Annotated in this window: 21 protein-coding genes; 9 read left to right on the plus strand and 12 right to left on the minus strand. The window is 61.4% G+C overall.

Features of this window, described 5'->3' with window-relative positions:
• Positions 1 to 105 precede the first annotated feature (105 nt).
• The 6 genes from RHE_RS14770 (at position 106) to RHE_RS14790 (ending at position 5,094) form a co-directional block, all read left to right on the plus strand.
• Entirely contained in the window at positions 106 to 978 is an 873-nt protein-coding gene (locus RHE_RS14770; protein WP_020921822.1) for a MurR/RpiR family transcriptional regulator, read from the plus strand.
• 28 nt (positions 979 to 1,006) lie between these two features.
• Positions 1,007 to 1,177: a hypothetical protein gene (locus RHE_RS33630; protein ID WP_166486912.1), complete on the plus strand. Its 171-nt coding sequence runs from the start codon at positions 1,007 to 1,009 to the stop codon at positions 1,175 to 1,177.
• On the plus strand, positions 1,167 to 2,270 hold the full coding sequence (locus RHE_RS14775) for an ABC transporter substrate-binding protein (protein ID WP_011426135.1): 1,104 nt from the start codon (positions 1,167 to 1,169) through the stop codon (positions 2,268 to 2,270). Before RHE_RS33630 ends, RHE_RS14775 begins: the two co-directional genes overlap by 11 nt.
• Before the next feature lie 71 nt (positions 2,271 to 2,341).
• Positions 2,342 to 3,235, plus strand: coding sequence for an ABC transporter permease (locus tag RHE_RS14780; RefSeq protein ID WP_011426136.1), 894 nt, complete (start codon positions 2,342 to 2,344; stop codon positions 3,233 to 3,235).
• Positions 3,232 to 4,020, plus strand: a complete 789-nt coding sequence (locus RHE_RS14785) for an ABC transporter permease (RefSeq protein WP_011426137.1) — start codon at positions 3,232 to 3,234, stop codon at positions 4,018 to 4,020. The genes RHE_RS14780 and RHE_RS14785 overlap by 4 nt, the downstream gene beginning before the upstream one ends.
• Positions 4,021 to 4,032: 12 nt before the next feature.
• A complete protein-coding gene (locus RHE_RS14790) occupies positions 4,033 to 5,094 on the plus strand; it encodes an ABC transporter ATP-binding protein (protein ID WP_011426138.1) in 1,062 nt (353 codons plus the stop codon).
• A gap of 75 nt (positions 5,095 to 5,169) precedes the next feature.
• Here the strand turns inward: RHE_RS14790 and RHE_RS14795 are convergent, their stop codons facing one another.
• The 5 genes from RHE_RS14795 to RHE_RS14815 all read right to left on the minus strand — a co-directional run bounded on the left by RHE_RS14795 (position 5,170) and on the right by RHE_RS14815 (position 10,511).
• Complete coding sequence (locus tag RHE_RS14795) at positions 5,170 to 6,171, minus strand: ABC transporter ATP-binding protein (RefSeq protein WP_042118774.1); 1,002 nt, start codon at positions 6,169 to 6,171, stop codon at positions 5,170 to 5,172.
• A 10-nt stretch (positions 6,172 to 6,181) separates the two neighbouring features.
• Positions 6,182 to 7,243 (minus strand): Gfo/Idh/MocA family protein, encoded by a 1,062-nt coding sequence (locus RHE_RS14800; protein WP_011426140.1) that lies wholly within the window; start codon positions 7,241 to 7,243, stop codon positions 6,182 to 6,184.
• Positions 7,240 to 8,079, minus strand: a complete 840-nt coding sequence (locus tag RHE_RS14805) for a carbohydrate ABC transporter permease (RefSeq protein ID WP_004678195.1) — start codon at positions 8,077 to 8,079, stop codon at positions 7,240 to 7,242. Before RHE_RS14805 ends, RHE_RS14800 begins: the two co-directional genes overlap by 4 nt.
• Before the next feature lie 9 nt (positions 8,080 to 8,088).
• Complete coding sequence (locus RHE_RS14810; protein ID WP_011426141.1) at positions 8,089 to 9,036, minus strand: carbohydrate ABC transporter permease; 948 nt, start codon at positions 9,034 to 9,036, stop codon at positions 8,089 to 8,091.
• 215 nt (positions 9,037 to 9,251) lie between these two features.
• Complete coding sequence (locus tag RHE_RS14815) at positions 9,252 to 10,511, minus strand: ABC transporter substrate-binding protein (RefSeq protein ID WP_011426142.1); 1,260 nt, start codon at positions 10,509 to 10,511, stop codon at positions 9,252 to 9,254.
• A 530-nt stretch (positions 10,512 to 11,041) separates the two neighbouring features.
• Between RHE_RS14815 and RHE_RS14820 the strand changes: the two genes are divergently transcribed.
• Both RHE_RS14820 and RHE_RS14825 read left to right on the plus strand, forming a co-directional pair.
• Complete coding sequence (locus RHE_RS14820; protein WP_011426143.1) at positions 11,042 to 11,926, plus strand: N-acetylglucosamine kinase; 885 nt, start codon at positions 11,042 to 11,044, stop codon at positions 11,924 to 11,926.
• Positions 11,923 to 12,681 carry a GntR family transcriptional regulator gene (locus tag RHE_RS14825; RefSeq protein WP_011426144.1) on the plus strand — a complete coding sequence of 253 codons (759 nt, stop codon included), beginning with the start codon at positions 11,923 to 11,925 and terminating at the stop codon, positions 12,679 to 12,681. The genes RHE_RS14820 and RHE_RS14825 overlap by 4 nt, the downstream gene beginning before the upstream one ends.
• 119 nt (positions 12,682 to 12,800) lie before the next feature.
• On the opposite strand, the gene metH is transcribed toward RHE_RS14825, so the two are convergent.
• Complete coding sequence (gene metH / locus RHE_RS14830) at positions 12,801 to 16,574, minus strand: methionine synthase (protein WP_042118777.1); 3,774 nt, start codon at positions 16,572 to 16,574, stop codon at positions 12,801 to 12,803.
• A 169-nt stretch (positions 16,575 to 16,743) separates the two neighbouring features.
• Between metH and RHE_RS14835 the strand changes: the two genes are divergently transcribed.
• Positions 16,744 to 18,003, plus strand: coding sequence for an AGE family epimerase/isomerase (locus RHE_RS14835; RefSeq protein ID WP_011426146.1), 1,260 nt, complete (start codon positions 16,744 to 16,746; stop codon positions 18,001 to 18,003).
• A 64-nt stretch (positions 18,004 to 18,067) separates the two neighbouring features.
• On the opposite strand, the gene RHE_RS14840 is transcribed toward RHE_RS14835, so the two are convergent.
• From RHE_RS14840 to RHE_RS14865, 6 genes are all read right to left on the minus strand, one after another.
• The gene (locus RHE_RS14840; RefSeq protein WP_011426147.1) at positions 18,068 to 18,562 is read right to left on the minus strand and encodes a heme-degrading domain-containing protein; all 495 of its coding nucleotides are present in this window, start codon (positions 18,560 to 18,562) and stop codon (positions 18,068 to 18,070) included.
• A gap of 88 nt (positions 18,563 to 18,650) precedes the next feature.
• Positions 18,651 to 19,262 (minus strand): flavin reductase family protein, encoded by a 612-nt coding sequence (locus RHE_RS14845; protein ID WP_011426148.1) that lies wholly within the window; start codon positions 19,260 to 19,262, stop codon positions 18,651 to 18,653.
• Positions 19,263 to 19,266: 4 nt separating this feature from the next.
• A complete protein-coding gene (locus tag RHE_RS14850; protein ID WP_011426149.1) occupies positions 19,267 to 20,010 on the minus strand; it encodes an aspartate/glutamate racemase family protein in 744 nt (247 codons plus the stop codon).
• Between the two features lies 1 nt (position 20,011).
• Positions 20,012 to 20,833 (minus strand): ABC transporter permease, encoded by an 822-nt coding sequence (locus tag RHE_RS14855; RefSeq protein WP_011426150.1) that lies wholly within the window; start codon positions 20,831 to 20,833, stop codon positions 20,012 to 20,014.
• A 1-nt stretch (position 20,834) separates the two neighbouring features.
• Positions 20,835 to 21,749: an ABC transporter permease gene (locus tag RHE_RS14860; RefSeq protein ID WP_011426151.1), complete on the minus strand. Its 915-nt coding sequence runs from the start codon at positions 21,747 to 21,749 to the stop codon at positions 20,835 to 20,837.
• Positions 21,750 to 22,012: 263 nt separating this feature from the next.
• Positions 22,013 to 23,311 (minus strand): ABC transporter substrate-binding protein, encoded by a 1,299-nt coding sequence (locus RHE_RS14865; RefSeq protein WP_011426152.1) that lies wholly within the window; start codon positions 23,309 to 23,311, stop codon positions 22,013 to 22,015.
• Positions 23,312 to 23,328 lie beyond the last annotated feature (17 nt).

Raw genomic sequence — 23,328 nt, forward strand, 5'->3', positions numbered from 1 at the left:
ATCCTCTGAAAATTTCTTTTCATGACAGCAGTTGACATGGATTATGACAGCGTTGTTAACTTCGGTTGGGAAAATGGCGCCAGACCATCCCGGGGAGCATGTTACGTGACAGTTGCGTCGAAGACGGTTTCGGACGTCATACACTCGCATTTCGGGGCGCTGACGCGCGCTGAAAAGCAACTCGCCGAGAGCCTTCTCGACAATTATCCGGTTTCCGGCCTCGGCAGCATCACCACCATCGCCGAGAATGCCGGCGTCTCGACGCCGACTGTTGTGCGCATGGTGCAGAAGCTCGGCTTCAAGGGCTATCCGGACTTTCAGGCGCATTTGCATCTGGAGGTCGAGGCGACGATATCGAACCCGATTGCTAAACATGACCGCTGGGCCCAGAACGCCCCGGGCACCCATATTCTCAACCGTTTCGCCGATGCCATTATGGGCAATCTGCGCCAGACGCTAACCGATCTCGACACCGCGACCTTCGACAGCGTCGCCTCGCTGCTCTCCGATCGCAAGCGCGGCCTCTATTTCGTCGGCGGCCGCATCACCGGCGCCCTTGCCGAATATTTCTTCACCCATATGCAGGTCATCCGGCCGGCGACGACGCTGCTGTCATCCAATTCCAGCAGTTGGCCGCAATATGTCCTCAACATGAACTCGGGCGACATCCTGATCATCTTCGACATCCGCCGCTATGAGCAGGAAATGGTCAGCCTTGCCACCGCCGCCCGCAAGCGTGGCGCCGAAATTGTCGTCTTCACCGACCAATGGGGCTCACCGGCCGCCAAACTCGCCCGCCACGCCTTCCGCGTCCGGATCGAAGCGCCCTCAGCCTGGGATTCCTCCGTCGTCACCCTCTTTATTGTCGAGGCGCTCATCGAGGCCGTCCAGAATTCGACCTGGGACGAGACGAAGGAACGGATGAAGACGTTGGAGGGTCTGTTCGAGCAGACCAAGCTCTTCCGTAAACCGGGTTAGGAGGACAAGACCAAGAGGGAGAAAAACGATGACGGATTTGGCGAAAGTGAGCGACGCCGTCGCAAATGAAACATCTGTCACAAGCGCCTGCTATTCCGGCAAAATTAACGTCATCCAGCCGTCACACAAGCTTCATGTAAGCTCATTAACAGCATCGCCAGACACTGAAAACCCGAAGGAGAACAACAGTGATCTCTAACATTTCTCGACTCCTGTCGCTTTCTACTGCGATCGTCGTGGCTTCGACCGCGATTGCCGCAGCTGAACCGAGCGCAGAACTTATCGCTGCCGCCAAGAAGGAAGGCACGCTGACCACAATCGCTCTCCCGCACGACTGGTGCGGCTATGGCGACGTCATTGCCGGCTTCAAGGCTAAATATGGTCTCGAGGTCAACGAACTGAACCCGGATGCGGGTTCGGGCGACGAAGTCGAAGCCATCAAGGCCAACAAGGGCAATACCGGCCCGCAGGCGCCCGACGTCATCGACGTTGGCCTCTCCTTCGGTCCGTCCGCCAAGAAGGACGGCCTGATCCAGCCTTACAAGGTTTCCACCTGGGACTCGATCCCGGATACGGCCAAGGATCCCGAAGGCTACTGGTATGGCGACTATTACGGCGTTCTCTCGTTCCTCGTGAACAAGGATCTCGTCAAGGAATCGCCGGTCGACTGGGCCGACCTGAAGAAGAGCGACTACGCAAACACCGTCGCTCTCGCAGGCGATCCGCGCACGGCCAACCAGGCTGTCCAGGGCGTTTATGCCGCTGGCCTTTCCGCATCCGGCGGTGACGCGGCCAAGGCAGGCGAAGAAGGCCTGAAATTCTTTGCCGAACTCAACAAGGCCGGCAATTTCGTACCTGTCGTCGGCAAGGCGGCTCCGTTCGCTCAGGGCTCAACGCCGATCATCGTCGCCTGGGACTACAACGCAATGTCCTGGGGTGAAAGCCTGAAGGGCAACCCGCCGTTCGAAGTCGTCGTTCCGAAGACGGGCGTCGTCGCCGGCGTTTACGTCCAGGCGATTTCTGCCTTCGCTCCGCACCCGAACGCTGCCAAACTCTGGATGGAATATCTCTATTCCGACGAAGGTCAGCTCGGCTGGCTGAAGGGCTATTGCCACCCGATCCGCTTCAACGATCTTGCTAAGAACAACAAGATCCCGAAGGAACTGCTCGACAAGCTCCCGCCGGCAGCAGCCTATGAAAAGGCTGTCTTCCCGACGCTCGAAGAGCAGGCCGCCGGCAAGGAAACCATCACCAAGAACTGGGATTCCGTCGTCGGCGCCAGCGTCAAGTAATATTCGATCCTGCCTCCCCGCCTCAGGGCGGGGAGGTCTTTCTCACCCCGATGCCCCAGGATGAGCTTTTCATGAGCACGGTTTCTACGCCTATGGTGAGCAGCGCCCCCTTGATCAACAGAGACCGCGTGATCGACTGGCTGGGCATTGCACCCTTCATTATCTTCTCGCTGCTGTTCCTGATCATCCCCACGCTCTATCTGGTGGCGGGCGCGTTCCTGACGCCCGAGGGCGACCTCACGCTGAAGAACATCGGCGATCTCTTTACCCCCTCGATCATCAGCGCCTACTGGATCAGTATCCGTGTCTCAGTGGCGTCGGCTCTCGGCGGCGCGTTGATCGGATTCTTCCTCGCCTGGGCCGTCGTTCTCGGTGGCCTGCCCGCCTCCGTCCGCTCGACGCTTCTGACCTTCTCCGGCGTCGCCTCGAATTTTGCCGGCGTGCCGCTCGCCTTCGCATTCCTCGCAACGCTTGGCCGCACCGGCCTTGTGACAGTTTTCCTGCGCGAATGGTTCGATTTCAACCTTTACAGCACCGGCTTCAACCTGCTGTCCTTCTTCGGCCTCACCATCACCTACATGTATTTCCAGATCCCGCTGATGGTGCTGATCCTGACGCCGGCTCTTGACGGCATGAAGAAGGAATGGCGCGAGGCCTCTGAGATTCTCGGCGCCACCAACCGCCAGTACTGGACGATGGTCGCACTGCCGATCCTCTGGCCGAGCCTGCTCGGCACGACGCTGCTGCTCTTTGCCAACGCCTTCGGCGCCATCGCCACCGCCTTCGCGCTGACCGGCAGCTCGCTCAACATCGTGCCGATCCTGCTTTATGCGCAGATCCGCGGCGACGTTCTGCACAATGCCAATCTCGGTTACGCTATCGCGCTCGGTATGATCGTCATAACAGGCGTCTCCAATGTCCTTTACCTCATGCTGCGCATGCGCGCCGAACGGTGGCAGAAATGAAAGCTCAACGCCTCGGCGCCTGGATCGCCATTATTCTGGGCTCATCCTATTTCGTCATTCCGCTGATCGGCACCATCGAGTTTTCGATGCGCATGCGTCGCGGCGAATATAGCTTCGACGCTTACCAGTCGGTCTTTTCCGATGCCCAGTTCCGCGAGACCTTCGGCTACTCCATGCTGATGGCGCTTCTGACCATCGTCTTCGGCATGCTGCTCGTCGTCCCCACCGCTTACTGGGTGCGGCTGCGCCTGCCGCAGATGCGCCCCGTCGTCGAATTCATCACGCTGCTGCCGCTCGTCATCCCGGCGATTGTCATTGTCTTCGGTTACCTCAGAATGTACAATTCGTCGTCCTATCTGCCGTTGACGGGTTCGACGACCGGGACGAACGCCCTGCTGGTCTTCTCCTATATCACGCTGTCGCTGCCCTACATGTACCGCGCCGTCGATACCGCCATGCGCGCCATCGACGTCCGCACCCTGACGGAGGCGGCCGAAAGCCTCGGCGCTCGCTGGACGACGATCATGTTCAGATGCATTTTCCCTAACGTCATGAGCGGCGTGCTCTCGGGCGCCTTCATCACGCTGGCGATCGTTATGGGCGAATTCACCTTCGCTGCCCTGCTCAACCGTCCGGCCTTCGGCCCCTACCTGCAGCTTGTCGGCGCCAACAAGGCCTACGAGCCTTCGGCACTCGCCGTTATCGCCTTCTCGATCACCTGGCTCAGCATGGGCCTGCTCAATCTCGTCTCTCGCTTCGGCAAAGCCCGCCCGGCAAAGGCTTAAGGTAACCGGCTCATGTCTTTTCTCACATTGAACAACATCCAGAAGTCCTTCGGCCCGGTTCAGGTCGTCAAGAATTTCAACATGAACATCGAGAAGGGCGAATTCATCTCCTTCCTCGGGCCGTCGGGCTGCGGCAAGACGACCGTCCTACGCATGATCGCTGGCTTCGAAACGCCGACCGGCGGCACGCTGACTATCAACGGCAGGGACCAGAGTGCGCTGAAGCCGAACCAGCGCAATATCGGCATGGTCTTTCAGGCCTATGCCCTGTTCCCCAACATGTCCGTGCGCGACAACGTCGCATTCGGCCTCAAGGTTGCCGGCGCCCCCAAGCCAGAGATCGACGCCCGCGTCAAGGAAATGCTCGGCCTAATCAAGCTCGATCATCTCGCCGACCGCTACCCCTACCAGCTGTCGGGCGGCCAGCAGCAGCGCGTCGCACTCGCCCGCGCGCTCGCCGTCAAGCCGCAGGTGCTGCTGCTCGACGAGCCGCTGTCGGCCCTCGACGCCAAGATCCGCGTGTCGCTGCGCGAGGAAATCCGCCAGATCCAGCAGCAACTCGGCATCACAACTGTTTTCGTTACCCATGACCAGGAAGAGGCGCTGTCGATCTCCGATCGCATCGTCGTCATGAATGCCGGCAAGGCAGACCAGATCGGTTCGCCCTTCGAGATTTACAACAAGCCGGCCACGCGCTTCGTCGCCTCCTTCGTCGGCACGCTGAACCTGATCGAGGCTAAGGTCGTCGATCCCGACGCCAATCTCATCCAGATCGGCGATCAGAAGATCACGCTGAAGCAGTCGGTCGCAGCCCACAAAGCCGGCGACACGATCTCGCTGGCGCTGCGCCCGGAAGCGGGCTCGCTCTCCGACACCGCCAGAAGCGATACCGCGCTCACCGGCCAGGTCGTCTCGGCTCACTTCCTGGGTTCAGTCATCCGCACCCGCATGAATGTCGGCGGCAATGTCATCTCCTTCGACATGTTCAACAGCCCCGGTGTTACCCCGCCACAGGCCGGCGAAACCGTGACGCTGCGCTTCATGGCCGCCGACTTGCTCGTCATCAGCGATTGATTTTGCCGATCCCGCTCATGAAAAAGGCGCCGCGAAAACGGCGCTTTTTTTTATTGCGGCTATTATTTCAATTGCTCAGCGGATCGCCCGATGGTCAGCGTCAAAGCGATGCACGCGCGCCTGATCCGGCGTGGCGTAGACGATCTCATCGGGCTCGTATTGGTGTTCACCGAAGAGGCGGGCCGTCAGCAGGCCGCACTGGTCGGATTCGAGATAGATGATCGTGTCGGCACCCAGATGCTCGACATGCACGACTTTCGCCGCCCAGCTCCCCTGCTCGCGCGACAGTGTCATATGCTCGGGACGCACGCCGATTGTCTTGGCGCTGTGATCACCAACCTTTTCGGCCGCAATGAAATTCATCTGCGGTGAACCGATAAAGCCGGCAACGAAGACATTGGCCGGACGGTTGTAAAGCTCCATCGGCGAGCCGATCTGCTCGATCGTGCCGGCATTCAGCACGACGATCTTGTCGGCGAGCGTCATCGCCTCGACCTGATCATGGGTGACATAGATCATCGTCGCCTTCAGGCTGCGGTGCAGCCGGGCGATTTCGAGCCGGGTCTGCACACGCAGCGCCGCATCGAGGTTCGACAGCGGCTCATCAAACAGGAAGAGTTCCGGTTCGCGCACAATGGCGCGGCCGATCGCAACGCGCTGGCGCTGGCCGCCCGATAGTTCGGCCGGCCGCCGCGCCAGATAGGGCGCGAGCGACAGCATGCCGGAAGCCTTGCCGACACGTTTGTCGATTTCGTCCTTCGGCGTACCGGCCTGCTTGAGGCCGAGCCCCATATTGTCCTTGACTGTCAGATGCGGGTAGAGTGCATAGGACTGGAACACCATGGCGATGCCGCGTTTGGCCGGCGGCGTCAGCGTCTCGTCGCGACCGTTGATGACGACGGCGCCCGAGGTGACGTCCTCGAGGCCCGCAATGCTGCGCAGCAGCGTCGACTTCCCGCACCCCGACGGCCCGACGAAGATGACGAATTCGCCGTCCTTGACCTCGAGATCGATGCCCTTCAGCACCTCATGCGTGCCATAGGTCTTGCGGATGGATTTGAGTTGAAGTGATCCCACTGTCTTTCCCTTACAGTCTGACCGGCTGGCCGGTACGCACGCTCTCGTCGGCGGCAAGGCAGATGCGTAGCGACGCCACCGCATCCGCCATGTGGCGATCGAGGTTCAGATCCTCGCGGATCGCCCTCAGCATGAAGGCCTGTTCCAGGTCGCAGAGTGCCTGATGACCGGGCTCGCCTGTCATCCTCATGTCCTGGTCGGGCCGGATGAACTTGCCGTCGGGGCCGGTTTCGGCCGTATGCAGACGGATCACCGACGTCTTGGTGTGGGTGTCGATATCGTCGGACTTGGCGTCCGGATCCATGACGATCGACACCGCGCCCTTCGGCGATATCACGTCCTTCACGAAGAAGGCGGTCTCCGAAATCATCGGCCCCCAGCCAGCCTCGTACCAGCCGACCGAACCATCCTCGAAGAGCACCTGCAGTTGACCGTAATTGTACATGTCGGCGGCAATCTCGTCGGAGAGGCGCAGCCCCATGCCGCGCACCTCGACGGCCCTGGCATCGGTGATCTGGCACATGACGTCGACATAATGCACGCCGCAATCGACGATCGGCGAGGTCGTACGCATCAGCGACTTGTGCGTCGCCCAGGTAGGGCCGCTGGACTGCTGGTTGAGGTTCATGCGGAAGACGTAAGGCGGGCCGAGCTTGCGCGCTTCCTCGATCAGTTTCGTCCAGGACGGGTGGTGGCGAAGGATATAGCCGATCACCAGCTTGCGCCCGGCTTTCTTCGCCGCGGCGACCACCCGCTCGGCGTCGGCGACGGTGGTCGCCAGTGGTTTCTCCACGAAGACATGGCAACCGGCCTCGAAGGCGGCGACGGCATAATCGGCATGGCTGTCGGAATAGGTGTTGATCGAGCAGAGATCCGGCTTCAGTTCGGCAAGCGCCGTCATGAAATCGGGATGAACCGTATAGGCCCGCAGTTCGGGCTCCAGCTTCGCGAGGGAGCGGTTGACCAGACCGATAATCTCGAAACCTGGATCGTTGTGATAGGCAAGCGCATGGCTGCGGCCCATATTGCCGAGGCCGGCGACAAGAACGCGGATCGGTTTTTCCTGGCTCACTTGACGGCTCCCGAGGTGATGCCGCGGATCAGCTGCCGCGAGAAGATGACGTAGAGGATCAGGATCGGCAGGATCGCGAGCGACAGGGCCGCCAGCACCGCATTCCAGTTGGTGACGAACTGGCCTATGAAAATCTGCGAACCGAGCGTCACGGTCTTGGTCGCTTCGGCAGGCGCCAGGATCAGCGGGAACCAGAGATCGTTCCAGATCGGGATCATGGTGAAGACGGCAACCGTCGCCATGGCAGGTCGCACCAGCGGCAGCACCAGGCGGAAGAAGATCGCATATTCCGAGAGCCCGTCGATACGCCCGGCGTTCTTCAGATCGTCCGAGACCGTGCGCATGAATTCCGACAGGATGAAGATCGCCAGCGGTATGCCCTGCGCGGTATAGACGAGGATCAGCGCCGTCAGCGTATTCACGAGGCCGGCCGCCACCATGCCCTGCAGGATCGCCACCGTGCCGAGCCGGATCGGGATCATGATGCCGATCGCCATATAGAGCCCGAGCAGCAGATTGCCGCGGAAGCGGTATTCCGATAGCGCGAAGGCGGCCATGGCGCCAAAGAGCAGCACCAGCAGGATCGAGACGATGGTCACGATGAAGCTGTTCTGGAAATAGGTGGCGAAATCGCCCTGCCCGAGCACCGTCTGATAGCCGACCAGGCTGAAAGTCGACGGCGTCGGGATCATCAGCGGCTCGCGGAAGATCGAGGCTCGATCCTTGAACGAGTTGACGATGGTCAGGAACACGGGAAACAGCGCGACCAGTGTGTAGGCGCTGAGCGCCAGATGCACGAGGCCGGTGCGGATGGGAGATGTGCGTGCCTTGGACATGCGCGCTCCTCAGAACTGGTAGCGACGCATGCGCCGCTGGATGACGAAGAGATAAAGCGAGACGCCGGCGAGGATGATGAGGAACATCACGGTGGCGATCGTCGCGCCCATCGAGCGGTCGCCGAGCTGAAGCTGGAAACCGAAGAAGGTGCGGTAAAGCAGCGTGCCGAGAATATCGGTCGACATATCGGGCCCTGCAAGCGCCCCCTGCACCGTGTAGATCAGGTCGAAGGCATTGAAATTGCCGACGAAAGTCAGGATCGAGATGATGCCGATTGCCGGCAGGATGAGCGGCAGCTTGATCTTCCAGAACTGCGCCCAGCCGGTGACGCCGTCACATTCGGCCGCCTCGATCACCTCTTCGGGGATGCTGAGCAGCGCGGCATAGATCAGCATCATCGGAATGCCGATATATTGCCAGTTGGAGATCAGCGACACGGCGATCAGCGCCGAGCCGGGCTTGCCGAGCCAGGGCGCGAACAGGAATTTGAGCCCGATGAGATCGAGCATCCAGGGTGCCACACCCCAGATCGGCGAGAGGATCAGCTTCCAGATGAAGCCGACGATGACGAAGGAAAGCAGCGTCGGCAGGAACATTGCCGTGCGGTAGAAGGCGACACCGCGCAGCTTCGGCACCGAAAGCAGGGCCGCCAGCGCAATGCCGATCGGGTTCTGCACGCACATGTGGATGGCGAAGAAGATCAGGTTGTTGACGAGCGCATTCCAGAAATCATGCGCCCAGCGCGGATCGCCGAACAGAACCTTGAAATTCGCGAGTCCGACGAAGGTCGGCTGCCCGTCGACCGTATTGTAGAGTGAAAGCCGGAGCGTTTCGATGAGCGGCAGCACCATGATGGCGGAATAGACGATCACCGCGGGCAGCATGAAAACGAAGATGTGCCAGCGCACCGGGCGCTTGATCGGGACGATATCGGCCGCGTTGTCGGTTTGGCTCATGGCTTTTGCCTGTTCTCGTCGACTGGCCGCAATCGTGCGGACGCAGATGGAAGATGTTGCGCCTCACCCGAACTCTCTGCCGGCAGGGAGAGAGGCAACGCCTGCTGGGCTGCTAAACGGGCTGAAAGGTCGCTGCGAGTCTCCTTCTCCCCGCAAGCGGGGAGAAGGTGGCCGGCAGGCCGGATGAGGGGCTGCAGACGCAGCCCCTCACCACATCACTTGGCCGGCTTGTACCAGCTGTCGAGGCCTTTCTGCAGCTTCTGGGCGGCGACCTGGGGCGTATCCGTGCCGTTGATCACATTAGCTGACTCCACCCAGGTCTCGTTTTCGAGGTTCGGCGTGCCGCGCGACAGGATCTGGTAGGTCGAACGCACGGTCGACTTGTACGGGCCGCGCCAGGAGACGAACTCCTGAGCAAGGGGATCGGACATCTTGACCGGGTTGGAGTTCAGACTGAAGAAGCCCGGCAGCGCATTCGCGTAGATATCGGCGAATTCGGGCGAAGCGACCCAGCTGAGGAACTTCTTGGCTTCCTCGGCATGCGTGCTCTTCGCGTTCAGGGCGACGCCGATATCAGGATGGTCGGAGATGTAGCCCTGGTCACCGGCCTTCGGCACCGGCGGCGGGAAGGCACCCATCTTGAACTGGGCCTGCGTGTTGAACAGCGCAATTTCCCAGGAACCGGCCGGATAGATCGCGGCACGGCCGAGCGTGAAGAGGTTCTGGCTGTCCGAATAGGTCTGGGCTTCGAAACCGTCGCCGAGATAGGGCTTCCACTTGGCAAGCTCTTCGTAGGGCTTGACCCATTCCGGATCGGTCAGCTTCTGCTTGCCGGCGATCAGCGCTTCGCGACCCTCTTCCCCCTTCCAGTAGTTCGGGCCGATGTTCTGGTAGCCCATGGTCGCGGCTTCCCAGAGGTCCTTCGTGCCCATGGCGAGCGGAATGTAGGTGCCGTCGGCCTTGATCTTGTCGAGCGCTGCAAAGAACTCGTCTTCCGTCTTCGGCACCGAGATGCCGAGCTTGTCGAAAGCATCCTTGTTGTAGATGAAGCCGTGGATGACCGAAGCCATAGGCACGCAGAAGGTCGACTTGCCGTCGTCGGTGGTCCAGGCGGCCTTGGCGACGGCTGAGAAATTCTCCATGCCTGGCAGGCTGGTGATGTCCACGAGCTGCTTCTTGTTGAAGAGTTCCAGCGAAGCGTCGAACGGACGGCAGGTGATGATGTCGCCTGCGGAGCCGGCATCGAGCTTGGCGTTCAGCGAGGCATTGTATTCGGTCGGCGCGGTCGGCGAGAAGACGATCTTGATACCCGGGTTCTTGGCTTCGAAGGCCGGAATGATCTTCTCCTGCCAGATCTGCAGGTCGTCGTTACGCCAGCTTTCGACCGTCAGCGTAACGTCGGCGGCATGCACGAGACCGGCCGACGTCAGCAGGCTGGAGGCAAGCAGCAAGCTTTTAAGAGCAGTGTTTTTCATTTCCCTCTCCTGTGTTTTGAGCGCCGCAAGGCGCTGTTTTCGATCTGAAACAAGCAATTGGTGTGCTTGAGGAAACACCCAACGCCTCTTGGAGGGCCGCCAGCACCTGCCAGCCCCGAAAGCTCGACGGACGCAGAGGCGGATCGCTTGCGGCCGGACTGCGCGCTGCCCCATGACCTGCATCAGGCGCGGCAAAATTGATCGGGAAAAGCCGATGGATGCCGAACTTCGCCACCAGCCCAACAGGCGGAGGGTCGTTCTCTCGATCATCCTCGAAGCAGTTCCGGCTTGGCTTTGCTGCCGGTTTTCGCGGGCTTCGATGTGCTGTTCCCTTTTCCCGAATTAAGGCCAAAAAAATACCAATTGTCCAGTCGATTTTAACTTTTCGGCCTTCAAAAATTCTTTAAAATATTTTACTGAACAAAACCAACTAGATAAAAAGTGGTATTTTCTCGATCATCCCCACTTGGTAAATGGTATTTTTTTGGTATTGTAATAAAAAACATAGGGAACGCGTATTCGGAGGCCCGATGACGGAGCTTGCAATCGGCATAGACGGCGGCGGAACGAGCTGCCGCGCCGCGGTCGCGGACAGAAACGGAAATATCATCGGCCGCGGCAAAGCGGGCCCGGCCAATATTCTGTCCGACTTTGAAAACTCTCTTCTCAACATCGTCGAATCTGCACGGCAGGCGCTGCGCAATGCCCGGCTTGCTGATGAAACAATCTCGTCCGTTGCCTCAGTCGTCGGCGTCGCCGGCGCCAATGTAACGGACTACGGCGAGCGAATCGAAAAGGCCCTGCCCTTTGCCGAAGGCCGGGTCGTCACCGATGCGCTGATCGCGCTGCAGGGCGCGCTTGGTGACGACGACGGCATCGTCGGCGCCTTCGGCACCGGCTCGGTCTATAATGCCCGGCGGGATGGCCGCCTGCGCGGCATCGGCGGCTGGGGCTTCATCGTCGGCGACCAGGCAAGCGGCGCCCGCCTCGGCCGCGATCTCATGGAGCGGTCGCTGCTCGCCCACGACGGTGTGCGTCCGGCTTCTGCGATCACCGAAGCGCTGATGACCGAATACGGCAACGACCCTGAGCGCATCGTCGAATTCGCGCATTCGGCAAGACCGACGGATTTTGCTCGCTATGCGCCCATTGTCTTCGAACATGCGGCCAAAGGCGATGCCGTCGCGGTCGGAATCGTCACGGATGCGGCAGCGGCGATCGGCGAAAGCCTTGACGCACTGCTTTGGCCCGAATGCCCGTCCATCTGCCTGCTTGGCGGCTTGGCCGGAGCCTATCAGCCTTGGCTTTCCGAACGTTACAGATCGCGGCTTGCCAGTCCCAAGGGTGATGCCCTGCAGGGTGCGGTGGAACTTGCCGGCAAGCTTTCGAACGACCGCCAGAGAGGTGCGGCATGACCGACGACCTCGCTACCCTTCTTTCCCTGCAGCGCCTGCAGGCCGCCGGCACCGGCCCGCTGTATGTCAAACTTCGCCGCACGCTCGAAGAGGCCGTGCGCGCCGGCACGCTCGGCCACGGCGATGCGCTGCCGCCGGAACGCGATATCGCCGAATTTGCCGCTGTCAGCCGCGTCACGGTGCGCAAGGCGATCGACGAACTCGTCGCCGACGGCCTCCTGGTGCGCCGCCACGGCTCCGGCACCTTCGTCGCCAAACCGGTTTCCAAGGTCGAGCAGCGCCTGTCGCAGCTCACCTCCTTCACCGAGGACATGGCGCGCCGCGGCATGTCCTCCCGCTCCGAATGGCTGCACAAGGGCATCCATACCCCCTCGCCCGACGAGATGATGATCCTCGGGCTGGGCACCGACGTGAAGGTGTCGCGTCTCTCCCGCCTGCGCATCGCCGACGACCAGCCACTGGCGATTGAAAATGCCAGCGTTTCCGGCGAATTCCTGCCCGATCCCTCTGTTGTCACCAACTCGCTCTATGCCGAACTCGAACGCCTGCAGGTCCGTCCGGTGCGCGCGGTGCAGCGTATTTCGGCGACCAACATGAAGGAGGCCGACGCCCAGCTTCTCGGCGTCCCCGTCGGCGCCGCCGGCCTGTCGATCGAGCGCATCTCCTATCTCGGCTCCGGCCGCGCCGTGGAATTCACCCGCTCGCTCTATCGCGGCGATGCCTATGATTTCGTCGCCGAGCTGACGATAGGGTGACATAGGGCCGACACCCAACCGCGAACAAATCGAGCCATATCAACACATGAAGCCGGAAAGTGAATCACTTTCCGGCTTCATGTATCTAGATTCATTGCATTATGACGGTGGCAACGGTCTTATGCTGCGTCGTCGATTTCCTCGTCCGCCTTGCGCGGCACGTAGTTGAGCACCGGTCCAAGCCAGCGCTCGACTTCGGAAACGTCCATGCCCTTGCGCTTGGCATAATCTTCGACCTGATCGCGCTCCACCTTGGCGACGCCGAAATAATAGGAGTCGGGGTGGCCGATATAAAGACCGGAGACTGACGAGCCGGGCCACATCGCATAGCTCTCCGTCAGCTTCACGCCGGCAGCTTTCTCCGCATCGAGCAGCTTGAAGAGAGTCTTCTTCTCGGTGTGGTCAGGCTGAGCGGGATAACCCGGCGCCGGACGGATCCCGGCATAGGCTTCGCCGATGAGATCCTCGTTGCTGAGGTGCTCATCGCTCGCATAGCCCCAATATTCGCGCCGCACCTGCTCGTGCATGCGCTCGGCAAAGGCTTCGGCGAAGCGGTCGGCCAGCGCCTTGACGAGGATCGAGGAATAGTCGTCATTCGACCGCTCGAAGCGTTCGGCGATGGCGATTTCCTCGATACCGGCCGTCACCACGAAGCCGCCGACATAATCCTGCACACCGCTTGTGACAGGCGCGACGAAATCCGACAGCGCTACATTCGCCCGCCCGTCCCGTTTCGAAAGCTGCTGGCGAAGCGTGTAGAAGGTGGCAAGCTCCTGGCTGCGACTCTCGTCGGTAAACAGGCGGATGTCGTCGCCGACGGCGCCGGCCGGCCAGAAGCCGATGACGGCGCGCGGACGGAACCACTTCTCGTCGATGATCTTCTTGAGCATGGCCTGGGCATCGGCCCAGAGCGCACGCGCCGCCTCGCCCTGTTTCTCGTCCTCGAGAATGGCAGGGAAACGGCCGCGCAATTCCCAGGTCTGGAAGAACGGCGTCCAGTCGATGTATTTCGCGAGTTCGGCCAGGTCATAATCCTCGAACACCCGTGTGCCGAAGAACTCAGGCTTCGTCGGCTTGTAGGCCGACCAGTCGATCTTATGCGCGTTCTCGCGAGCTCGTGCCAGCGGCAGGCGCACCTTCTCGGCTTCGCTTCGAGCATGCGCGGCCGCCACCTTGGCATATTCGGCTCTTATATCGTCGACATAGCCCTGGCGCGTCTCCGGCGAAAGCAGCGCCGAGACGACGCCGACGGCGCGGCTCGCATCGGTGACGTAGACCGCCTGGCCCTTGTTGTAGCCGGGATGGATCTTCACCGCCGTATGCACGCGGCTGGTGGTGGCACCACCGATCAGGAGCGGGATCTCGAAGCCCTGCCGTTCCATCTCGGACGCAACATGCACCATCTCGTCGAGCGACGGCGTGATCAGACCGGAAAGGCCGATGACGTCGACCTTTTCGGCGATCGCCGTTTCGAGGATCTTCGTCGCCGGCACCATGACGCCGAGGTCGACGATCTCGTAGTTGTTGCAGGCGAGCACGACCCCGACGATATTCTTGCCGATATCGTGCACGTCGCCCTTGACGGTCGCCATCAGGATCTTGCCGGCCGACTGACGGTCATCACCGCCGTTGAGACGCTTTTCCTCTTCCATGTAGGGAAGCAGGACGGCAACGGCCTGCTTCATGACGCGCGCCGACTTGACCACCTGCGGCAGGAACATCTTGCCCGAGCCGAACAGGTCGCCGACGACGTTCATGCCAGCCATCAGCGGCCCTTCGATGACGTGCAACGGCCGGGCGGCCTGCCGGCGCGCCTCCTCCGTATCGGCCTCGATATATTCGGTGATGCCGTTCACCAGCGCATGCTCGAGACGCTTCTCGACGCTCCATTCGCGCCAGGAGAGGTCCTGGACACGCCCCTCCTTTGCCCCGGCGCCACGGAAACGTTCGGCCACTTCGAGCAGCCGTTCGGTGCCGTCGGCACGGCGGTTCAGCACCACGTCCTCGCAGGCTTCGCGCAGCTCCGGATCGATGTTGTCATAGACGGCGAGCTGGCCGGCATTGACGATGCCCATGTCCATGCCCGCCTGGATGGCGTGGTAGAGGAACACGGCATGCATCGCCTCGCGCACCGGCTCGTTGCCGCGGAACGAGAAGGACAGGTTGGAGACGCCGCCGGAGATATGCACGAGCGGCATGCGCTCACGGATCGTCCGCGCCGCCTCGATGAAATCGACGCCGTAATTATTGTGTTCTTCGATGCCGGTCGCGACCGCGAAGATGTTCGGGTCGAAGATGATATCCTCCGGCGGGAAACCGATCTTTTCGGTCAAAAGCTTATAGGCACGCGTGCAGATCTCGACCTTGCGGTCGTAATTGTCCGCTTGCCCCGTCTCGTCGAAGGCCATGACGACGACGGCAGCGCCGTAATTGCGCAGCAGGCGCGCCTGGGCGAGAAAATTCTCCTCGCCTTCCTTCAGCGAGATCGAGTTGACGATCGGCTTGCCCTGCACACGCTTCAGGCCGGATTCGATGATCGAGAATTTCGACGAGTCGATCATGACAGGCACGCGGGCGATGTCGGGCTCGGCGGCGATCAGGTTGAGGAACTCGACCATTGCCTTTTCGGAATCGATCAGGCCTTCATCCATGTTGATGTCGATCACCTGCGCGCCGTTTTCGACCTGGTCGCGCGCGACATCGAGTGCTGCCGTGTAGTCGGCATTGGTGATCAGCTTGCGGAACTTCGCCGAGCCGGTGACATTGGTGCGCTCGCCGACGTTGACGAAGGGAATATCCTTGGTCAGCTCGAAGGGTTCGAGGCCTGACAATGACATGAAAGGACGGTGCTCGGGGATCGGCCGCGGCTTGTACTTGGCGACGGTCTCGGCAATCGCCCGGATATGTTCCGGCGTCGAGCCGCAGCAGCCGCCGACGATGTTGACCAGGCCTTCGCGAGCGAAGCTGTCAATCTGGGCCGCCATCAGCTCCGGTGTTTCGTCATACTGGCCGAATTCGTTGGGCAGGCCGGCATTCGGATAGGCGCAGATGAAGGTGTCGGCGACGCCCGAAAGCTCCTGCAGATGCGGACGCATCGCATTGGCGCCGAGCGCGCAGTTCAGCCCGATCGTGAAAGGATTGGCGTGGCGCACCGAGTTCCAGAAAGCCGACGGCGTCTGGCCGGAGAGCGTGCGGCCGGAAAGGTCGGTGATCGTGCCGGAGATCATCACCGGCAGGCGCACCCCCTTGGCCTCGAAGCGCTCCTCGCAGGCGAAGATCGCGGCCTTGGCGTTCAGCGTGTCGAAGATCGTCTCGATGAGGATGATGTCGGCGCCGCCATCGATCAGCCCGTCGATCTGCTCGCCATAGGCGGAGCGCAGATCGTCGAAGGTGACGGCGCGGAAGCCGGGATTATTGACATCCGGCGAGATCGAGGCAGTGCGGTTGGTCGGACCGATGGCGCCGGCAACGAAGCGGCGGCGGCCGTCCTCGCGCTCGGCCCGCAGAGCCGCGCGGCGGACGATCTCGGCGCCCTCCTTGTTGAGGTCGTAAACCGCGCCTTCCATCTGGTAATCGGCCTGCGCGATGCGGGTCGAGGAGAAGGTGTTGGTCTCGAGGATATCGGCGCCAGCCTTGGCGTAGCGGTAATGGATCTCTTCGATCGCATCCGGCTGGGTCAGGATCAGAAGGTCGTTATTGCCTTTCTGATGGCAAGCGCAGCCGATGAAGCGGGTGCCGCGAAACTGGTCTTCGTCATAGCCGAGGCCCTGGATCTGCGTGCCCATGGCGCCGTCGAGGACAAGGATGCGTTCGCTCGCGGCTTTGCGCAGCGCTGCGAAAACTTCATTGCCGTCACGCTTGCCCGTTTCCGGACCAAAGAGGTTGTCAAACACGGGAGGCTCCTTGACGTCGTAAGACCAGACAGTCCAAATCACATAAAGATATCTTTATGTCAATATATGCCTGTCGATTTCGTGCTTTGCAAGCCTCACCAGATGACAGGCTTGAACGGCCTCTATATAGGCAGTTGATACGCATTGCCCACCAAATCGGAGAAGTATCATGGCACCCGCAACCGGCAACGCCGCGCTTGGAAACTGGACGAGCCGCGCCTATCACCGCGCCTGGCTACTTGACCAGGCAAACGGGCTCTTCGATTTCTTCCAGCACAATTCGGTCAATCCCAAGGGCGGCTTCTACGACCTCGACGACACCGGCAAGCCGCTCGACGCCGAGGGGCAGATCCGCAGCATCCATATTGCGGCGCGCGCCGTGCATTGCTTTGCCATCGGCGCGCTGCTCGGCCGTCCGGGTGCTGCCGACCTCGTCGACCACGGCATGGACTATCTCTGGAACCATCACCGCGACCTAGAGAATGGCGGCTATTTCTGGTCGCTCGACAAGAATGGTCCGGTCGACAGCAACAAGCAGGGCTATGGCCACGCCTTCGTGCTGCTCGCCGCCTCATCCGCCAAGACGATCGGCCATCCGCTCGCCGACGGCATGGTTGCCGACATCACCGAGGTCCTGAACACCAAGTTCTGGGAACCGCGCCACGGCGCGATCGCCGAGGAATTCACCGCCGACTGGCAGCCGCTCGACGGCGGCACCTATCGCGGCCAGAACTCCAACATGCACCTGACCGAAGCACTGATGGCCGCCTTCGAGGCGACCGGCGACAAGGACTACCTCACCAAGGCCGAGAGCATCGCCGATCTCGTCATCCGCCGCGCCGCCGGATCGGTCGACTGGCGCGTCGCCGAACATTTCGACGCCGAATGGAACCTCGACAAGCAATACTATCATCCGAACGAGATGTTCCGCCCGGCCGGTACGACGCCCGGCCACTGGCTGGAATGGGCCCGACTCATCCTGCAACTCTGGGTGCTCGGCGACAAACGCATCGAATGGATGCCGGATGCGGCCAAGGCGCTCTTCGAGCAGTCGATGGCGCTCGGCTGGGACAGCGACAAGGGCGGCTTCTTCTATACGCTCGACTGGAACGACAAGCCGGCCAAGCGCAACAAGCTCTGGTGGCCGGCCTGCGAGGGGGCGGCTGCCGCGCATTTCCTCAACGAGCACCTGCCGAGCGACTACCACGAGGAATGCTACCGAAAGATCTGGAACGTCATCGAACGCGCCTTCATCGACCATAAGAACGGCGGCTGGCACGAGGAACTGACGGAGGATCTCGTTCCCTCGCATTCGCTCTTCCCCGGCAAGGGCGATATTTATCACGCCCTGCAGGCCTGCCTCATCCCGCTCTTCCCGGCAACCGGCAGCCTGACGAAGGGCATCGCCGAGGCCGGCGGCAGGCTCTGACGGCTGTTTCAGCCACGAGCGCCGGCAGGCCGGTGCTCGGATTGTTGCGGCAGATGCGGCCGCGTCACAGCGGAGAGAGCCGCAACGTATCGAGATCCTTCGCCAGCATCAGCGCCAAGGCTTCGACCACAAGATTGTGGTCGTCGCGCTGCGGCAGTCCGGAGACGGTGACCGCGCCGATGCAGCCGGTACCCTTGACATTGATCGGAAAACTGCCGCCATGCGGCGCATAATCGGCGCCATCAAGCCCGTTATCCTCGACGGTCTTGCCATCTTTGCTAAGCTTCAGGCCGGAGGCATAGCTGCTGCGGAAATAGCGCAGCACCATATTGCGCTTGCGACGCACCCAGTTGACGTTGTCAGGCGTCACGCCCGGCAATGCTGCGTAGAAGACCGGCATCGAATGCAGCGTCACATCGATCGCGATGCCGAGGCCGCGCTCGCTGGCGAGTTCCTGCAGAAGCTTGCCGAGCTGCCAGGCAGTGGTGAGATCGAAGGCGTCGAAGCTGAGCGCCTTTTCCTGCTCGGCGATCCGACTGAGATCGTTGTCGATTGTCATGATAGGCGCTCCTCTCCTGCAATGATCCGCTGCAGACCATTCTCATCAGGAGAGAAAAAGTAAAGCAAAACTTGGACCCACCCTGATGTCAGAGCTTCGGCGTCAGCATCTCGAAACGATCGCGGATGGTGGTGCAGGTATCGCCGCCCAATCGCGCAATGGCATCGACCGCGGCCGGATCGACATGCAGCCGTTCCGGATCGACGACACCGTCACGATAATGCGCGTAGACGATTTCACCCATGACAATCTGTCGCGAACGGCCGAGCTCCAGCGTCACATGCCGTCGGCACTCGAAGGCGGCCGGCGCCTCGGCGATGAAGGGCGACGCCACCTTCGCGCCAGGTACCGCCGTCAGCCCCGCCTCCTTCAGCTCATCGACGCCACGCGGATACTTCGCGCCGCAGACATGCATGGCCTCGGCGATCGCCAAGGAGACGATGTTGACCGTGAAGACCTCGGTCATGCGAATATTGTGGCCGGTGTCCTTGAACGACATGTCGGCATTGTTCTCGACGCCGATCGCCAGGATCGGCGGATCGGCCGACAGGCAGTTGAAGAAGCTGAAGGGCGCCGCATTGATCCGGCCATGCTCGTCGACCGTCGTCACCAGCGCGATCGGCCGCGGGATGATCGTGCCGATCATCAGCTTGTAGCGCTGGCGCTCGCTGAGCTCTTCGAAATCGAAGGAAACGCTCATGGGTTCAGCCGATTTTCGGGATCGGCGAGAAACCGCTCATCGCGCCCATAAGGGGTTTCGGCAGCGGTGAGGCGTAGGAGCCGCGCTTGCTGGTGGAAAGCCCGAGCGACACCAGCGCCTCGGCCTGCTTGACGGCGGCCGCGACACCGTCGACGACGGGCACGCCGTAAATATCCTGCAATTCCCTGGCAAGATCCGTCATGCCGGCGCAGCCGAGCACGATCGCTTCGGCGCCGTCTTCGGCAAGCGCCCGCTCGATCTCGGCCCTCAGCTTGCCGATCGCGCCCGAGGCCGCGTCTTCCAACTCCAGCACCGGGATGTCGGAGGCGCGCACCTTCGCCCGGTCGCCCATGCCGTAGCGCCGTACCAGATTGTCGATCAGCACCCGCGACCGCTCCAGCGTCGTCACCACGGTGAAACGCTGCGCCAGGAAACCCGCCGTGACCACGGCGGATTCACAGAGACCGAGGATCGGCACGTCCGCGAAGCTTCGCGCCGCTTCGAGCCCGGTGTCGTCGAAGCAGGCGATGACCGCCGCGTCGTAGCCCGCCACCTGCCGCGCGCGGAGTTCGGAAAGCAGGCCGGGAATCGCCAGCGCCCCGTCATAATGCCCCTCGATGGAGACGGGCCCCATGCTCGACGTCGCGGCGATGATCTCCGTGCCGTACGCCGCCACCGCGCGCGCAGCGGCCGCAGCCTTCTCGGTCATGGAGACCGTGCTATTCGGATTGACGATGAGGATGCGCATATCAATCTATCTTTGCCTGCCGCCGCCCCAGCATCGTCATGATGCCGAGCGCAATGAGAATGATGGTGAAGGAAAACAGCGTCGTCACCGTGCCGAGCGCATAGAGCACCGGCGTCGTGACATTGGTCGTCATGCCGTAGATTTCGAGCGGCAGCGTATTGTAGCTGCCCGACGTCATCAATGTGCGCGCGAATTCGTCATAGGAAAGCGTGAAACCGAACAGCCCGACGCCGATGAGGCTCGGCGCGATCATCGGCAGCACGACATGCCGGAACGTCTGCCAGGACGTGGCGCCGAGATCGCGCGCCGCTTCCTCGTAAGCGGGCGAGAAGCGGTTGAAGACGGCAAACATGATCAGCACGCCGAAGGGCAGCGTCCAGGTCAGGTGCGCGCCGAAAGCCGACGAATACCAGGCGGGCTTCAGCCCGCCCTCCTGAAAGACGACGCCGATACCGAGCGAAATGATGATCGACGGCACGACGAGGCTGGCGACCGTGGCGTAGAACAGCACGGTCGATCCGCGGAAACGGCGGCGGAAGGCAAGGCCGGCCAGCAGCGACACGACGACAGTCACCACCATCACCATCAGCGCGAGGGTGAAGGAGCGCCGGAACGAGGCGCCGAAATCGCCGACCGCCTGCTTTTCGAACAGGTTGAAGAACCAGTGCGTGGAAACGCCGTTCATCGGGAAGGTCAGGCCGCCGTCCGGCCCCTGGAAGGAGAGGATCAGGATCGCCGAAAGCGGGCCGTAGAGGAACAGCACGAAGACGATGAAGAATATCGCCAGCAGATAGAATTCGAGGCCGCGTTTTTCGTGGTTCATCTCAAAGCTCCTTGCGAATATCGACGACGCGCAGGATGGCGGCGACCATCAACAGCACGACGGCAAGCAGCACCACCGCATTGGCGGCTGCGGCTGGATATTGCAGCAACGACATCTGGTTCTTCATCATCAGCGCCACCGAGGCGCTCTGGCCGCCGGACATCACCTGCACTGTCGAAAAGTCGGCCATGACGAGCGTAACGACGAAGATGGTGCCGATCGCCATGCCGGGTTTGGCAAGCGGAATGACGACGTTCCACAACACCTGCCAGCCGGACGCGCCGGCATCGCGCGCTGCCTCGAACAGCGAGCGGTCGATGCGCATCAGCGTGTTGAAGATCGGCGTCACCATGAACAGGGTATAGAGGTGCACCATGGCGAGCACGACGGCGAAATCGGAATAGAGTAGCCATTCGATCGGCTGCGGAATGATGCCCATCTTGATCAGCGCCGAATTGACCAGGCCGTTGCGTCCGAGCACGGGGATCCAGGAGATCATGCGGATGATGTTAGAGGTCATGAACGGCACCGTGCAGATGAGGAAGAGGATCATCTGCGTCGAGGTCTTGCGGATGTGGAAGGCGAGGAAATAGGCGACCCAGAAGCCGATGACGAGCGTCAGGGCCCAGACGATGGCGGTGAATTTCAGCGTGTTGAGATAGGTCTTCCACGTCACCCATGAACCGAGGGTGTCGGTGTAGTTCATGGTGAGGAAATCGGGATAGAGACCGGCGAAATCATAGTCCCAGAAGCTGACGACCGCGATCATGGCGATCGGCAGCAGGAAGAAGAAGCCGAGAATGGCGATCAGCGGCGTCGCCTGGAGATAGGAGATGGTGGAGGGGGAGAGGTGGAAAGATCGTCTGCCGTGGGCGTCGTGGCTGCCCTCTTCCGTTTCTGCTGCGATGATCGCCATGTCAGGTTCTCCGATCTGATTACGTCAGGTTGGACGAAGGCGCGTGCCGTCCCCTCATCCGCCTGCCGGCACCTTCTCCCCGCTGGGGAGAAGAGATTCGCGGCATCGCCTCGGCCACAGCGAACCTTGATTTTGTCACTCGGCTCAGCCGCGAACTCCCCTTCTCCCCAGCGGGGAGAAGATGCCCGAAGGGCAGATGAGAGGCGGAGCGAAGCGACGTCTTGAGCGTGAGCGAAAGACAATTCTTCTCCGCCCCTCAACGATCAGGCCGCGATGAACTCGTTCCAGCGGCGGACCATGTAGCGGTCTTCGTCCATGACCGAGTTCCAGCAGGCGACCGCACCCATGCGGGCCTCGAAGGCGCCGCCGTCGCGCACCGCACCGGCCTTCTCCATGACTTTGCCTTCGGGAGAGAGGATATCGCCCTGAGCCGGCTTGCCCTCGATCCAATAGCCCCATTCGTCTGCCGTCATGAAGTTCTTGGCGGTTTCCATGCAGGCGGAATAGTAGCCTTGGCGGTTGAGATAACCGCCGACCCAGCCCGACGTATACCAGTTGATATATTCGTAAGCCGCATCGAGCTGTGCGCCCTTGAGGTGCGAGGCGAGGCCGAGGCCGCCGCCCCAGGCGCGGTAGCCTTCCTTGAGCGGCTGGTATTTGCAGGCGATGCCCTTGGAGCGGACGGCGGCGACGGCCGGCGACCACATCGACTGGATGACGACCTCGCCCGACGCCATCAGGTTGACCGACTCGTCGAACGACTTCCAGAAGGCGCGGAACTGGCCGTCGCCCTTGGCCTTGATGAGGAATTCGATCGTCTTGTCGATCTCTTCCTTGGTCATATTGCCCTTGTCGGCATATTTGATGTTGCCCAAGGCTTCCATGATCATCGCCGCATCCATGATGCCGATCGACGGAATGTTGAGGATCGAGGTCTTGCCCTTGAACTTCGGATCCATGATGTCGGCCCAGCTCGTAATGTCGCGGCCGACGAGATCGGGACGGATGCCGAGCGTATCGGCATTGTAGATGGTGGGAACCATCGTCATCCACTGCGTCGGCTCCTTGGCGAATTTCTTGGCGCCCTGCGCCTCGACGAAGCCGACCGTGTGCGGTGCGGTGCCCTGGGCGATGACGCTGTCCGGCTTCATCTTGCCGTTGATGAAGAGCGGCACGATCTTGTCGTAATATTTCAGCTTCTTGACGTCCATCGGCTGCAGCACGCCTGTCGGAAACACCTTCTTGGCGATCCAGTATTCGATGTCGGCGATGTCGTAGCTGTCGGGCTGGGTGACGGCACGCTGAGCGGCGGCGTCGGAATCGGTCGCCGTCATCTCCAGCGTGATGCCGAGGTCGGCCTTGCACTTCTCGGCGATGGCGTTGATGTTCGAAACGCCGGTGCCGAACTGGCGAAGCGTGATGTTCGTCTGCGCCCAAATTGTGGGAAAGCCGGTGATCGCTCCGGAGCCGGCGATGGCGCCAACGGCGGCAGCACCCGTCTTCAAGAGCGTACGGCGGCATAGGCCCTTCGCAGTCTTCGTCGATGTCGTTTCAGTCGTCATGTCAGTTCCCCTTTTTG

The organism is Rhizobium etli CFN 42 (genome assembly GCF_000092045.1).
Lineage (GTDB): Bacteria > Pseudomonadota > Alphaproteobacteria > Rhizobiales > Rhizobiaceae > Rhizobium > Rhizobium etli.

What these genes read in the sequence shown, in the direction of transcription:
- RHE_RS14855 (WP_011426150.1), bottom strand. Translation starts at nt 20,833, where the DNA reads ATGAACCACGAAAAACGCGGCCTCGAATTCTATCTGCTGGCGATATTC.
- RHE_RS14820 (WP_011426143.1), top strand. Translation starts at nt 11,042, where the DNA reads ATGACGGAGCTTGCAATCGGCATAGACGGCGGCGGAACGAGCTGCCGC.
- RHE_RS14835 (WP_011426146.1), top strand. Translation starts at nt 16,744, where the DNA reads ATGGCACCCGCAACCGGCAACGCCGCGCTTGGAAACTGGACGAGCCGC.
- RHE_RS14865 (WP_011426152.1), bottom strand. Translation starts at nt 23,311, where the DNA reads ATGACGACTGAAACGACATCGACGAAGACTGCGAAGGGCCTATGCCGC.
- RHE_RS14850 (WP_011426149.1), bottom strand. Translation starts at nt 20,010, where the DNA reads ATGCGCATCCTCATCGTCAATCCGAATAGCACGGTCTCCATGACCGAG.
- RHE_RS14825 (WP_011426144.1), top strand. Translation starts at nt 11,923, where the DNA reads ATGACCGACGACCTCGCTACCCTTCTTTCCCTGCAGCGCCTGCAGGCC.
- RHE_RS14805 (WP_004678195.1), bottom strand. Translation starts at nt 8,079, where the DNA reads ATGTCCAAGGCACGCACATCTCCCATCCGCACCGGCCTCGTGCATCTG.
- RHE_RS14840 (WP_011426147.1), bottom strand. Translation starts at nt 18,562, where the DNA reads ATGACAATCGACAACGATCTCAGTCGGATCGCCGAGCAGGAAAAGGCG.
- RHE_RS14785 (WP_011426137.1), top strand. Translation starts at nt 3,232, where the DNA reads ATGAAAGCTCAACGCCTCGGCGCCTGGATCGCCATTATTCTGGGCTCA.
- RHE_RS14860 (WP_011426151.1), bottom strand. Translation starts at nt 21,749, where the DNA reads ATGGCGATCATCGCAGCAGAAACGGAAGAGGGCAGCCACGACGCCCAC.
- RHE_RS14815 (WP_011426142.1), bottom strand. Translation starts at nt 10,511, where the DNA reads ATGAAAAACACTGCTCTTAAAAGCTTGCTGCTTGCCTCCAGCCTGCTG.
- RHE_RS14845 (WP_011426148.1), bottom strand. Translation starts at nt 19,262, where the DNA reads ATGAGCGTTTCCTTCGATTTCGAAGAGCTCAGCGAGCGCCAGCGCTAC.
- RHE_RS33630 (WP_166486912.1), top strand. Translation starts at nt 1,007, where the DNA reads ATGACGGATTTGGCGAAAGTGAGCGACGCCGTCGCAAATGAAACATCT.
- RHE_RS14790 (WP_011426138.1), top strand. Translation starts at nt 4,033, where the DNA reads ATGTCTTTTCTCACATTGAACAACATCCAGAAGTCCTTCGGCCCGGTT.
- RHE_RS14780 (WP_011426136.1), top strand. Translation starts at nt 2,342, where the DNA reads ATGAGCACGGTTTCTACGCCTATGGTGAGCAGCGCCCCCTTGATCAAC.
- RHE_RS14810 (WP_011426141.1), bottom strand. Translation starts at nt 9,036, where the DNA reads ATGAGCCAAACCGACAACGCGGCCGATATCGTCCCGATCAAGCGCCCG.